The 12,917-nt window shown below is 68.3% G+C and carries 13 protein-coding genes; 9 read left to right on the forward strand and 4 right to left on the reverse strand.

What is annotated here, in order from left to right:
• Window positions 1-30: 30 nt before the first annotated feature.
• From ACFWPK_RS10260 to ACFWPK_RS10275, 4 genes are read left to right on the forward strand one after another with little or no spacing between them, the layout of a single operon-like run.
• Window positions 31-2,376, forward strand: coding sequence for a nitrate- and nitrite sensing domain-containing protein (locus tag ACFWPK_RS10260; RefSeq protein ID WP_378914291.1), 2,346 nt, complete (start codon window positions 31-33; stop codon window positions 2,374-2,376).
• A gap of 1 nt (window position 2,377) precedes the next feature.
• Window positions 2,378-2,782, forward strand: coding sequence for a roadblock/LC7 domain-containing protein (locus ACFWPK_RS10265; protein ID WP_056809728.1), 405 nt, complete (start codon window positions 2,378-2,380; stop codon window positions 2,780-2,782).
• Between the two features lie 12 nt (window positions 2,783-2,794).
• Window positions 2,795-3,169 (forward strand): DUF742 domain-containing protein, encoded by a 375-nt coding sequence (locus ACFWPK_RS10270; protein ID WP_378914292.1) that lies wholly within the window; start codon window positions 2,795-2,797, stop codon window positions 3,167-3,169.
• 4 nt (window positions 3,170-3,173) lie between these two features.
• A complete protein-coding gene (locus ACFWPK_RS10275; protein ID WP_378914293.1) occupies window positions 3,174-3,755 on the forward strand; it encodes an ATP/GTP-binding protein in 582 nt (193 codons plus the stop codon).
• Window positions 3,756-3,759: 4 nt separating this feature from the next.
• Here ACFWPK_RS10275 and ACFWPK_RS10280 read toward each other — a convergent pair whose 3' ends face one another.
• Complete coding sequence (locus tag ACFWPK_RS10280) at window positions 3,760-4,620, reverse strand: SDR family NAD(P)-dependent oxidoreductase (protein WP_378914294.1); 861 nt, start codon at window positions 4,618-4,620, stop codon at window positions 3,760-3,762.
• Window positions 4,621-4,737: 117 nt separating this feature from the next.
• On the opposite strand from ACFWPK_RS10280, the gene ACFWPK_RS10285 reads away from it, so the two are divergent.
• Complete coding sequence (locus tag ACFWPK_RS10285; protein ID WP_378914295.1) at window positions 4,738-5,355, forward strand: TetR/AcrR family transcriptional regulator; 618 nt, start codon at window positions 4,738-4,740, stop codon at window positions 5,353-5,355.
• Between the two features lie 79 nt (window positions 5,356-5,434).
• On the opposite strand, the gene ACFWPK_RS10290 is transcribed toward ACFWPK_RS10285, so the two are convergent.
• Window positions 5,435-5,917 (reverse strand): winged helix-turn-helix transcriptional regulator, encoded by a 483-nt coding sequence (locus tag ACFWPK_RS10290; RefSeq protein WP_378914296.1) that lies wholly within the window; start codon window positions 5,915-5,917, stop codon window positions 5,435-5,437.
• A 53-nt stretch (window positions 5,918-5,970) separates the two neighbouring features.
• Between ACFWPK_RS10290 and ACFWPK_RS10295 the strand changes: the two genes are divergently transcribed.
• From ACFWPK_RS10295 to ACFWPK_RS10305, 3 genes are all read left to right on the forward strand, one after another.
• Entirely contained in the window at window positions 5,971-6,774 is an 804-nt protein-coding gene (locus tag ACFWPK_RS10295; RefSeq protein WP_378914297.1) for an acyl-CoA thioesterase, read from the forward strand.
• 14 nt (window positions 6,775-6,788) lie between these two features.
• A complete protein-coding gene (locus ACFWPK_RS10300) occupies window positions 6,789-8,249 on the forward strand; it encodes an MFS transporter (protein ID WP_378914298.1) in 1,461 nt (486 codons plus the stop codon).
• Between the two features lie 196 nt (window positions 8,250-8,445).
• Window positions 8,446-10,641 (forward strand): molybdopterin oxidoreductase family protein, encoded by a 2,196-nt coding sequence (locus ACFWPK_RS10305; RefSeq protein ID WP_378914299.1) that lies wholly within the window; start codon window positions 8,446-8,448, stop codon window positions 10,639-10,641.
• Between the two features lie 34 nt (window positions 10,642-10,675).
• Here the strand turns inward: ACFWPK_RS10305 and ACFWPK_RS10310 are convergent, their stop codons facing one another.
• Together ACFWPK_RS10310 and ACFWPK_RS10315 are read right to left on the reverse strand one after the other, a co-directional pair.
• Complete coding sequence (locus tag ACFWPK_RS10310) at window positions 10,676-11,722, reverse strand: fused (3R)-hydroxyacyl-ACP dehydratase subunits HadA/HadB (RefSeq protein WP_378914300.1); 1,047 nt, start codon at window positions 11,720-11,722, stop codon at window positions 10,676-10,678.
• Window positions 11,723-11,829: 107 nt separating this feature from the next.
• Window positions 11,830-12,351 (reverse strand): hypothetical protein, encoded by a 522-nt coding sequence (locus ACFWPK_RS10315; protein WP_378914301.1) that lies wholly within the window; start codon window positions 12,349-12,351, stop codon window positions 11,830-11,832.
• Between the two features lie 126 nt (window positions 12,352-12,477).
• Here ACFWPK_RS10315 and ACFWPK_RS10320 point away from each other — a divergent pair, with 126 nt between their 5' ends.
• Window positions 12,478-12,912 carry a Fur family transcriptional regulator gene (locus ACFWPK_RS10320; RefSeq protein WP_378914302.1) on the forward strand — a complete coding sequence of 145 codons (435 nt, stop codon included), beginning with the start codon at window positions 12,478-12,480 and terminating at the stop codon, window positions 12,910-12,912.
• Window positions 12,913-12,917: the final 5 nt, after the last annotated feature.

Genomic DNA, 12,917 nt, shown 5'->3' on the forward strand with positions numbered 1-12,917 from the left:
ACACTGCAACGATTCCGTTACGTTATAGCGATGTTCTTAGCGAGACTCGGTGTGCGCACCCGGATTCTGGCGATTGCCCTCATACCCAGTTTGACTCTGGTGGTGGTCGGCGTCGGTACGGCGGGCTACCTGGTCGAGCAGAGCAACAAGGCCGAATCGTGGGCTGTGCGGCTGCAGGATGCCGCGATTCCGGCCCGCGAGCTGATCGAGGCGGTCCAATCCGAGCGGCACCTCACCCTGGCGCACCTGGCCGGCGACGAGACCGCGGCACTCGGGCTCGCCGCCGCGCGCACGCGGATGGACGGGGCGTTTCGCGGGCTGCTCGCCGCCGGCGAGACCCTGCGCGCGATCGATGACACCGATATCGGCGGCGACAAGGCCGGTTTCGCCACGCTCGGCACGCATCTGGACGGTGTACGCAAGGGCGCCGACGCCCGGATGCTGCCGATTTCGGACGCCTACCTGTTCTACAACTCGTTGCTCAATGTGATCATCCAGGGCACCAAGGTCGCCGAGCGCGCGGCGCCCGACGCGATCGTCGCGTCCGGTGTGGCCCAGGGTCTGCGCTTGCTCGGTGCCGCCGAGGCGATGTCACGCAGTAACGCGGTCGCCACCGCGATGGTGGCCTCGGACGGAAACTCGACTATTCCGCTCGACGAGTTCACCAACCAGACCGGCCTCTATCACGGCGAAATCGCCAACCTGGCGGCCGGACTCGACGAACCGGAGCGCAGTGCCGTCGTGGCCTTGACGGCCACCGGGCACTGGCAGCAGCTCACCACCATGGAATCAGCTCTCGTGCGTCGTTTCGCAGTGTCGGAGGCAGCCCAAGCGGGCACCTCGACCAGCAAGTCCGTCACACCCGCCGCGCTGCCGATGGCGACTCCCGAATGGCAGAACGCCGCGGCCGAGGTCAACCGGAGCCTGCTCGACTCCTATGCCACCTACAACGACCACGTCCAGAACCTCGCCGAGGACTCCGCTCGCAAAGCCGAGACGAACGCCGCGCTGGCCGGCGGCGGTGTGCTCGCGCTCAGTGTGCTCGTCTTCATGGTCGCGGTGATCCTGGCCAATCGGATCATCCGCCGCCTGCGCCGCCTGCGCACTGCCACACTGCAACTCGCCGACGAGAAACTGCCCGCCACCATGCGCACCCTGCGCGACGGCGGCGAGGTCGATCCGGCCGAGACCGCCCCCACCCTGGACTTCGGGCACGACGAGATCGGTCAGGTCGCAAAGGCCTTCGAACACGCCGCCGCGGCGGCGATCGGTGCCGCGGTCGACGAGGCCCGTACACGGGAGGGTGTGCGCGCGGTGTTCCTCAACATCGCCCATCGCAGCCAGATCGTGGTGCACCGCCAGCTCGAGATCCTCGACGAAGCCGAACGCCGCCAAGAGGATCCGGCGCTGCTCGAGACGCTGTTCCGGCTCGACCACCTGGCCACCCGCGAACGCCGCAACGCCGAGAACCTGATCATCCTCGGCGGCGGTCGCCCGGGACGGCAGTGGCGTCAGCCGGTGCCCGTGATGGACGTGGTGCGCAGCGCCATTGGTGAAACGCTCGACTACGCGCGCGTGCGGGTCACCAAACTGCCCGAGGTCAGTGTTGTCGGCACCGTCGTGGCCGACCTCGTGCACCTGCTCGCCGAGCTGGTCGACAACGCCACCGCGTTCTCCCCGCCGCAGTCGCGGGTCGAGGCGGGCGGCAATATCGTCGGCAAGGGTGTGGTCGTCGAGATCACCGACCAGGGCATGGGCATGAGCGCCGACGACCTGGTCCGCTACAACAACATGCTGGCCGATCCGCCGGACTTCGGTGTCGGCACGCTGTCCTCGGACTCGCGCCTCGGCCTGTTCGTGGTCGCCCGCCTCGCCCTCGCGCACGGCGTGTCGGTGCGGCTGAGCGAATCCGATTACGGCGGCATCCGCGCCATCGTGCTGATCCCCCAGCAGTTGCTGGCGGGCGAGGCCGATTTGGCGGGCACGCCGCCCACGATGACCGGCCCGCTGCGCCGCGGCCTGCCCGCGCCGCAGGATTCGGGACCGCTCGCCGCCCTCGAATCGGCGCCGGCGTCCGTCGCGACGCTGGTCGCCGACCCGCCGACCCCACGTCCGATGGCGCCTGCCCCGGATGCGCCCGCCGTGCAGACCCCGCGCTACGACACCGACTCCGACGAACGCCCCGCACTGCCGCGCCGCAGCAGGCAGACGAATCTGGCGCCCGAACTCACCGAGCCCGCCGCAGAGACGCCATCGGTGCCCGAGCGCCCCCGCTCCGCAGAACAGGCGCGCGACATCATGTCCGCGATCGAGAACGGCACCCGTCAGGGTCGCAAACAACAGACCACATCGAACCAGGACGAACAGGAAGGCTGAGGTGAACTCTTCCCCCGGTGATCTCAACTGGCTACTCGACGATCTCGTCGACCGGCTGGCAGGGGTCCGCTACGCGGTTGTGCTGTCCACCGACGGACTGCTGCTCGGACGCTCCTCGCAGATGAAGCGTGAAGACGCCGAACACTTCGCCGCCATGTCCTCGACCCTCTACGGTCTCGCGCGCAGCGCGGGTAGCCGGTTCGACGGCGGCGGCGTGCGCCAAGCGGTGATCGAGCTCGATCGCGCGGTACTCTTCGTCACCTCGGCAGGTGAAAACGCTTGTCTGGCACTGCAAGCCAACGAGTCCGCCAATCTCGGCATGGTCGCCTACGAAATGAATCTCACCGTGCAGCGGGTCGGCAGCTATCTGTCGACGGAGCCCCGGCACGGGCATGCGCAGCTATAGAAAGTTTCGACTATGACTCGACTCGGCGATCCGTGGTTCGACGACGCGGCCGGACCCCTGGTCCGGCCGTACGCGGTGACCCGCGGCCGCACCATGGGCGCGGCGCACGACCTGGACATGCTCACGGTGGTGGTAGCAGTACATCCCGCCCCCACCCTGCGCAAACCAGAACCCGAGTACACGACGATTGCACGGTTGTGCAAGCGTCCGCAGTCGGTGGCCGAGGTCTCGGCCGTGCTGAAACTGCCTCTGGCGGTGACCAAGATCCTCGTCGGTGATCTCATCGCCGAGGGCCACCTCATCTTCCGGGCTCCGGTAGCGGCCGAGGCCGGTACCGGTGACCTCAACATATTGCGAGCGGTTCTGGATGGCATCCGAAAACTTTGACCCGATGTCCGTAGGCGACCAGCACATGGCCGCCTCGGTCAAAATCCTCATCGCCGGCGGCTTCGGCGTCGGCAAGACCACCATGGTCGGCGCGATCAGCGAGATCGCGCCGCTGCGGACCGAAGAGCTGATCACCGAGGTCAGCACCGGTGTCGACGATCTGTCGGGCGTGGAGCAGAAGCACACGACCACCGTCGCGCTCGACTTCGGTCGCATCACCATCGACCGGGACCTGGTGCTGTACCTGTTCGGCACGCCCGGACAGGACCGCTTCTGGTTCCTGTGGGACGAGCTGTGCCGTGGCGCCCTCGGCGCGATCGTGCTGGCCGACACACGGCGGCTGAGCAATTCGTTCGCGGCGGTCGACTTCTTCGAGCGGCGCGGGTTGCCGTTCCTGATCGCGGTGAACTGCTTCGACGGTGCCCCGCGCTACACCGTCGACGAAGTGCGTGACGCGCTGGACCTGGATCCGAACACGCCGGTGATCCTGTGCGACGCGCGCGATCGGCCCTCGGCCAAGGCGGTGCTGACCCACCTGGTCGAGTACCTGATCGATCGCGCCGCCCGGACTCCGGTCACCACCTGAGCGGCTAGGCCGAGCCCGGCGCGGCTACTGCCCGCTCCGCGGCTCGGCTGGTCTGCTCCCAGGCCGACCAGGTGGCCATCTTGGCGCGCGCGAGGTCGAAGGCCAAGTCGTACACCATGTTTCCGAGGAGCAGGCGCAGCGGCGGTTCCTCGGAGCCGACGAGCGTGAGCAGCGCCTCGGCCGCCAGGGCCGGTTCGCTGTCGACCGAACCCTCGGCCCACTGCGCCTCGAGCTGGGCCCGTAGCGGGGCGTAGGCCTCGATCGGCGTGGTGTTCGCCATCGCCGAATACAGGTCGGTCCAGTACCCGCCCGGCTGCAGAATGCTCACCCGCACACCGAATTCCGCAGCTTCCATGGCCAGGGCCTCGGTCATTCCCTCCAGTGCGAATTTGCTCGCGGCGTACATGCCCGACAGCGGGAACCCGGCGAGTCCGCCGATGCTCGAGACTGCCACGATGTGCCCGCCGCGCTGGGCGCGCAGGTGCGGGAGCACGGCCTGGCTCACCCACAGCGCACCGAAGAAGTTGACCTCCATCTGCGCGCGGGCCTCGGTTTCGGTGAATTCCTCGATCATGCCCATCGACAGGGTGCCCGCGTTGTTGACCACGATGTCGAGGCGGCCGAAATGGGCGACGGCGGCATCGACGGCCGTGTGCACCGCGGCGCGATCGGTGACGTCGAGGGTCAGCGGCAGGACCTGCCCCGGATAGGCAGCGGCGAGTTCGTCGAGCGCGGATCCGGTGCGAGCGGCGGCGGCGACCCGGTCCCCCACCGCCAGTGCGGCTTCGGCGAAGGCACGGCCGAGACCGCGGCTCGCTCCGGTGATGAACCAGACACGGGATGCGGTGGTACCGGCGGTGGTCATGGTGATCCTCCTTGCCTAGACAAGACGTTGCGTCTCGTCTGATGATCAGAGAATGCCACCGGATCGCCGCCTTGTCAAGACGCAACGTCTCGTCTTTTTCGTTGCTACGATGGCGGCATGAGTCAGCAGGTGAACCCCGCGCCCCGGCCCCCGGCCGACGCGACCCGGCGCAACGAGGGATCCCGGCGCGCGATCCTGTCCGCCGCCTTCGAGCTGGCAGGCGAGATCGGCTTCGACAAGCTGACCATCGAGGCGATCGCCGCCAGGGCAGGGGTCGGCAAGCAGACGATCTACCGGTGGTGGCCGTCCAAGGGCGCCGTCCTGCTCGACGCCTTCCTGATGCTCAGCGAGACCGGCGACGACGCGACACCGGGCCTGCCCGACACCGGCGACCTGGAAGCCGACCTCAAACTCGTCCTTCGTGCCACCGTCGCCGAACTCGCCGACCCCCGCTTCGACCTCCCCCTGCGCGGCCTGACCAGCGCCATCATGCACGACACCACCCTGGCCGCCACCTACGTCGAACGCCTCCAGGGCCCCGTCGACGACCTCAAACGCCGCAGACTGGCCGCCGCGCAGACCGCGGGCCAGATCGCCGCCGACATCGACCTCGACGTGGCCATCGCGATGATCTGGGGCCCGCTGATGGACCGATGGTTACTGCGCACGGGCACCCTGACCACCGAATTCGCCGATCGCGTGGTCGAGACCGCCCTCCGCGGCCTGCGCGGCTGAACTCACGGAACCGGCTGTCCGACAACGATATCCGGCCGACTCGACTGGGCCGACGAGCACCAGCCGAGCAGCGGCACCGTTACCCGCGTAGCGATGCGGGCAACAGGGAACGTTCACCCGCGCCGGGGCCGTCCACCGGTTTCAGGTCGCGGGCGTTGACCCGCTCCCCGCAGTGCGAGCACGTCGGCTCGATCGTGGCGACATGGCCGCAGCCGCGATGCAGCGCCTCGACCGGGGCACCGTTCGGGGCGGCCCATTCGTCGCCCCACTGGCGCATCGCGGTGACCACCTGCCAGAGGGAGCGACCCTTGTCGGTCAGGCGGTAGTCGTAGCGGACGGGGTTGTCCTGATAGGGCTCTCTGGTCATGATCCCGTGCTCTACGAGCCCGTCGAGGCGCTGGGTGAGCACGTTGCGGGCGATGCCGAGGCGCTCGCGGAAGTCATCGAAGCGGGTCACGCCGAACAGGGCATCGCGCACGATCAGCAATGTCCACCACTCCCCGACCACCTCCAGGCACTGAGCCAGGGAGCAGTTCATGTCTTCGAAGCTGGTGCGCCGCATGACCCGAGTGTAGTCGGTTGCATGAAAGAACTCACCAATCTAGTGTGAGTTGCATGATGAAACTCACTGGGCGTCTCGGCGCACAATTCGCCCTCACTACCGGGGAATCCGGGCAGTGGAATGCCGTTGTCGACGATTCGTGGCGCGGCTGGACCGGCCCGCACGGCGGCGCGCTCGCCGGGCTCCTGATCGAGGTCGCCCAGCGGGCGAGCTCGCGCGACTTCCCTGTGCGCGCCGCCGATGTCCGGTTCCTCGGCAGACCGGCGACCGGCGCGTTCACCCTGCGCGCCACCGAACACACCGTCGGGCGCAGCACGACGATCCTGGACGTGATGGCCGAACAGGACGGTGCGCCGGTCGCCGCGGCCACCGTCACCCTCGGCGCGCCCGGCGCGACGGCGATCCCCGCCCACAGCGCCCGGCCCGCGCCCCACGTCGCGGCTCCGCAGGACTGCGCGCTGTTCCAGCTGCCCCCCGAGATCGTCCCCGTCGGCGCGCATTTCGTCATCCGACCCGCCGCCGGCCCGTTGCCCCTCAGCGGCGCGGACGAGGCGATGATGTGTGCCTGGATCGCGCTCGACCCCGCGCTGCCCGTCGACGCGCCGAGTCTGGCCGTTCTCGCCGACGCGCTCCCACCCGGGCTGTTCCCACTGCTCACCGCGCCGGTTGCCGTCCCGACCGTCACCCTGTCGCTGCAGCTGCACGCCGACCTCGTCGACCTCGGTGACGCACCTGTGCTGGTCCGCGCCGCGAACGTCAGTTCCGGCGGCGGCTGGTCGGTCGATGACACCGATATCTGGGACGGTGCCGGCGTGCTGCTCGCCACCGCCCGTCAAACCCGCCGCGTCCTCGGCTGAACGGGAGCTCGATCATGAAATCCGTTGCCCCGTCACGGGAGACGAACCCACGGTTGGTGCTCGCCATCGTCTCCATCGGTGTGCTGTTGTCGAGCCTTGACCTCTTCATCGTCAATGTCGCCATGCCCGCCATGGCGGCCGACTTCGACGCCGGACTGACCGAACTGTCCTGGGTGCTCAACCTCTACGCCATCGTCTTCGCCGCCCTGCTCGTTCCCGCCGGTCGGCTCGGTGACCGCAGCGGTAACCGCGGCACCTTCCTCACCGGCCTGGCGATCTTCGTGATCGGGTCGGCGCTGTGCTCGGCGGCCTGGAACGTGGAATCGCTCATCGCCTTCCGTGTCGTCCAGGCCGTGGGATGCGCGCTCCTCACGCCGTCCTCACTCGCCCTGGTACTCGCGGCGACGCCACCGGAGCGACGTGCGAGCGCGGTGCGGCTGTGGGTCGCCTTCGGCGGTCTCGGTGCGGCGCTCGGCCCGGTCCTCGGCGGGCTGCTGGTCGAAATCGACTGGCGCTGGGTGTTTCTCGTGAACGTGCCGATCGGGTTGGCCGCTCTCGCGATCGGCGTGCGCAAGCTGCCGCGCCCGCCCGCCGGAGGAGGTCCGCTGCCCGATCTGCTGGGCGCGGGAGCGCTGATCGGCGCGGTCGGGTCGTTGATCCTGGCCATCGTCCAAGGTCCCGAGTGGGGCTGGACCTCCACCGGGGTGCTCGCCGCGTTCGCTGTCGCGCTCGCCCTCGGTGTGGTCTTCGTGGTGAGCTCGGCTCGCCATCACAGCCCGATCGTCGACCCAGCCCTGCTCCGGGTTCCGAATTTCGTTCTCGCGGGGGCGAATTCGCTGGTGTTCCAGATCGCGTTCGCGGCCATGCTGCTCTCGGTCACGCTCTGGGCGCAGAACGTGTGGGGGTGGTCGGCGTTGCAGACCGGGCTGGCGATCGCGCCCGGCCCACTGGTCGTGCCGTTCGTCGCCGTCGCCGCGGGCAAGCTCATCGCCCGAATCGGCGCGGGCCCGGTGATCGCGGCAGGCGGGCTCGCCTTCGGCGGTGGCCTCCTGTGGTGGGCGCGCGCGGCCGAACTGGCACCGGATTATGTGGGTGGTCTACTCGGCGGGATGCTGCTGACCGGCCTCGGCGTCGGGCTGACCCTGCCGACCGCGTTCGCCGTCGGGGCGGGAAACCTTCCCCCGCAACGCTTCGCGACCGGATCGGCCGTCCTGAGCATGGCCCGCCAACTCGGCCTCGCCGTCGGCGTCGCGGTCCTGGTAGCCATGCTGGGTACCCCTGACACCCCGGCCGCCACGCTCGACGCCTTCCAGCGCGCCTGGTACGTGACCGCCGGGGTCGCGGTCCTCGCCGGGCTCATCGGCTTCGCTGTACGGTCCGGATCTCAGAGCGGGCCACCGGTCGAATCGCCCGGCGTCGGCGTACCCGCTGCCGCGGCGCCCGAAAAATCGGGGGGCGCAGCAGTTTCCGCTTGACCCGGACGGTCGGCGACCATGCTGTCGCCGACCGTCCGGTCCGCTCAGCCCCAGGTCGCACGGTCGGGAACCTCGGAGTCGAAGATGACGTTCGAGCGGGGTCCGGCTGCGCGGAAATCCGACCGTAGACGGATCTGCCGAGCCCTCCGGTCGCGCTACCGTGGTGTGAGCGCATTCAGCGGAGGGTGGGAAAGCTGTGGACAGCACGACCATTGCACGGCAGTGCACATTGTGCGAGGCACACTGTGGAATTCTGGTCACGGTCGAGGATTCGCGGGTCACCCGCATCGAAGGAAATCCGGACGACGTGCTGTCCAAGGGCTACATCTGCCCGAAGGCGACGGCCATGGGCGGTCTGCACCACGATCCGGACCGGCTGCGGACACCGATGCGCCGCGTCGGCGACACCTTCCAACCGGTCGGCTGGGACGAGGCATTCCGCGAGATCGGGCAGCGTTTGCGCGCGGTGCGGTCGGCGCACGGTCCCAGCGCCATCGGAATGTACATCGGCAACCCGGCCGCGCACAGCTCCTCGGTGATGTACGGAGCGCTGCTCCGGACCGTCCTGCTGACCCGAAACTTCTTCTCCGCGTCCTCGATCGATCAGTTCCCGCAGGAATTCGTCGCGTGGCGGATGTTCGGTTCGAACGTTCTCATGCCGATCACCGATATCGACCGCACCGACCGGCTGGTGGTGCTCGGCGCCAATCCCGCGGTATCCAACGGATCGATCACCACCATGCCCGGCGCGAAATCGCGCATCAAGGCAGTCCGCGCCCGTGGCGGCACCGTCGTCGTGATCGACCCGCGCCGCACCGAAACGGCGCGGCTGGCAGACGAACACGTGGCGGTCCGTCCCGGCGGCGATGTCTATCTGCTGCTCGCGATGCTGCATGTGCTGGTCACCGAAGAACTGTGCGACGAACGGGCGGTGCGCGCGCTCTGCACCGGCTGGGACGAGCTCATCGAACTGGTCGCCGACACCACCGCGGAACGGATGGCACCACTGGCCGGCGTCGATGCCGACACCATCAGGCGGCTGGCCCGTGACCACGCGGCGGCGCCGTCGGCGGTGGTATACGCGCGGATCGGGGTGTGTCAGCAGGTGACGGGCACGCTCACCCACTGGCTGGTCAACACGATCAACGCGGTGACCGGAAATCTCGATCGCGCGGGCGGTCAGATGTTCGCGACCCCCGTCGTCGACGCCGCCCGGTACGCGAAGTACCTGCCGATGGGACACGGCGCGTGGACCGACCGCTCCGGCGCGCACAAGTCGTTCCGCAGCGAACTGCCCGTCGCGGTGCTCGCCGAGGAGATCCTCACCGCCGGACCGGGCCAGATCAAGGCGATGATCACCTACGCGGGCAATCCGGTGCTCTCGACACCGCAGGCGGACAAGCTCGATACCGCGCTGGAATCACTGGATTTCTACGTGGCTGTCGACATGTACGTCACCGAGACGACCCGGCACGCCGATTTCATCCTGCCGCCCGTCTCGGCGCTGGAACGCGAGGAACTGAGCCTGCTGTTCCCGATTTTCAGCGTTCGCAACAACGCCCGCTACGACGCCAAGGTTTTCGATCCGCCGGCCGATGGGCTGGAGGACTGGCAGATCCTGGCCCGGCTGGTGACCGAACTGGTGCCGCTGCCGGTGCGAAAGCTCACCGGACGCGCGCTCAACGCCGCGTTCGAACAGGTCAGCCCACTGCGATTGACGGCAGCTGCCGTCGCGACAGGCCCCTACGGCGTCCTGCGGCGCGGACGAAACGGGTTGACGCTCAAAAGGATTCGTGACGCGGCGGGCGGTGTCGATCTCGGCCCGTTGCGGCCACGGCTGCCCGAACTGATCGGCACCAGCGACCGCAAGACACACCTGGCGCCCCCGGATTTCCTGGCGGCGGTGCGCACGGTCCTCGACGAGTCGACCGCGGCGGCCGAGTCCGGCTTCGACCTCCAGCTCATCGGACGACGTCACCTGCGCAGCAACAACTCCTGGCTGCACAACATCCCGTCGCTGGTGAAGGGCCGCGACCGCTGCACCGTGCTCATCCATCCCGACGACGCCGCCGCCCGTGGTCTCGCCGACGGTGATCCGGCGACGATCGAATCACCCGTCGGTTCGATCGTGGCTCCGGTGGAGATCAGCGATGATATTCGCGCCGGCGTGGTCGCGATCCCGCACGGCTGGGGGCATCGCGAACCAGGGGTGGGCTGGACCGTCGCGGCCGCGCTGCCGGGCGTCAATGTCAACCTGCTGCACGACCCGGCACGCACCGACCCGCTCTCGGGCGCGTCGGCGGTCAACAGCACGTGGGTGCGGGTGCAGCCGGTCGCGGCCGAAATCCCGGATGTCACACCGCGATCCGAGGTCGCCACCGCGCCGCGGTGAACCCGATCACGAGTTCGGGTCCACCGCGCCGGGATCAGCGAAAGCGCAGGTTCGCGGTGGCGAGGCCGAAGATCTTGCGACCGCCGGACTTCGCGATGATGGCGATGACCGCGCTGCGGGTGGCCGGGTCGAGCGACTTCACGCGGCCGGTGTACTCGACCTGGCCGCCCTCCCTGCCGACGATCGTGTAGGTCGACAGGCGAACGCCGTAGCGGGTGACGGCGCCGGGGTCGCCGGACCAGGCGGAGACGAAGCCCGCGCCCACACCCATGGTGAGCATGCCGTGGGCGATGATGTCGGGCAGGCCCGCCATCGCGGCGATCTTCTCGTCCCAGTGGATCGGGTTGCCATCGCCGGATACGCCGGCGTAATTGACGAGGTCACCGCGCGAGACGCGGGCATCGCGGAGCGGGAGTTCGTCGCCGACGGTGAGCTCGTCGAACGACATCGTGGTGTTCGGCACGCGGGCGGCGCCCGCGACGGACAGCGGAACCTCACCCTCGGGACGCAGGGTGGTCTCCACGGCGGCGCTCTTGTCGGCGCTGAAGATGCTCACCCCGTGGAGCATGATGTTCTCCACCGCGGCGGTGATCGCGGGATCCACCCCGTCGTCACCGGTGATACCGACGACCGTGGTGTGCATGATGTGCACGGTCTCGCCGAGTTCGTCGACGAAAGTGTTGGTGACGGTGATCAGGTCCTTGCCCGCGATCGTGCGCACCGAGGACAGCTCCACGTCGACCACGAGACGGTCACCGGCCACGATCGGCTTGTGCTGTTCGAAGACCTGCTCGGTCTGCACGAACATGTCGTAGCCGACGACCACCGATTCGAACAGCAGCTTGTTGGCCGCCATCGCCGGAATCGAGACGAACGTCAGAGGCGCGACCAGGCCCGAATAGCCGAGCGCGGCGGCCGCCTCGTCCTCCCAGTGCGCGGGATGGAAGTCCTGAACCGCGCGCGCGTATTCGCGGATCTTCTCGCGACCGACCTCATAGACGCCTTCGACCCGGTAGTAGTGCCCTACCTTCGACGCGGTATCAGGGGCATCGACGGGCGGGACATCGACGACGGAAGTCACTATGAATCACCTTCGTTCGGGGAACGGACACCCGGCAGGCTAGTCGACGCGCAGGCGGACCGGGCATTCCTTGGCACAGTTCACAGTTCTGTGGCCTCACACCGCGGTCAGAAGGAGGGTACGTCGCTGGTGCTGGCGTTGCCACCGATCGAGGGCTGCAGCGTGATCTCCCAGTCGGAGTCACCGTCGAACGCGTCGTCGAACTTCTGGAATTCGCGCTCGCGGGTGAAGGCGAGCGCCGCCTCGTCCCAATCCTTGCCGGTCTTCAGATAGACGTAGTAGGTGCCGTCGATACCGTTGAGCGTGGCGTTGGAGTTGCCCTGCACGTAGATCGTGGCCTGCGGCTTCTTGGGATCGCCGTTGGTCACCACGACCGCGAAGTCGTCGCTGTTGCCGTTGACGATGTCGAGCTTGCCCGCACCGACCAGCCCGTCCTGCTGCACCACCGCACCGTTCTCACCGCGCCGATTCAGCACCGGCGGCGCGGGGGTGGTGGTGCGCACCGTCGTGGTCGCCTTCGCGGAACCGCTCGTCGGCGCGGCGCCGACGGACTCCCCCGAACTCCCACAACCTGCTACCAGAACGGCCACCGCGATCGCGGACGCGGCATACCATTGGCGATTCGACATCGTTCCCACCCCGGACTCATGGACCGGTCTCCCCGACCGGCCTTCTCGCCAAGTATCGCGCGAAACGCGCAAAATGTCAGCCCGGAAACCTTGCCCCGATTTCTGGAATGAGTCATAATCTGGAATGTGTCCACAATATCGGACTTCGAACAGATGCTGCGCGCAGCCTCACTGCGCGTCACCGCGCCACGCCTGGCGGTGCTCACCGCAGTGCACCAGCATCCGCATGCCGACACGGACACCATTCTGAGCCGAGTCAGAGACACCCTCGGTGCCGTCAGCCAGCAGGCCGTCTACGACGTACTGCGGGCACTCACCAGCGCCGGACTGCTCCGGCGGATCCAGCCGATGGGCACCGTCGCGCGCTACGAGACCCGCGTCGGTGACAACCATCATCATCTGGTGTGCCGATCCTGCGGGGTGATCGTCGATGTCGAGTGCGCTGTCGGCGACGCGCCCTGTCTGAGTCCCTTCGATGACCGCGGTTTCGTCGTCGACGAGGCCGAGGTCATCTACTGGGGCAGGTGCCCCGACTGCACGACATCACCATCACTCTCCTGAAAGGA

This window comes from Nocardia sp. NPDC058519 (assembly GCF_042719755.1).
Taxonomy (GTDB): domain Bacteria; phylum Actinomycetota; class Actinomycetes; order Mycobacteriales; family Mycobacteriaceae; genus Nocardia.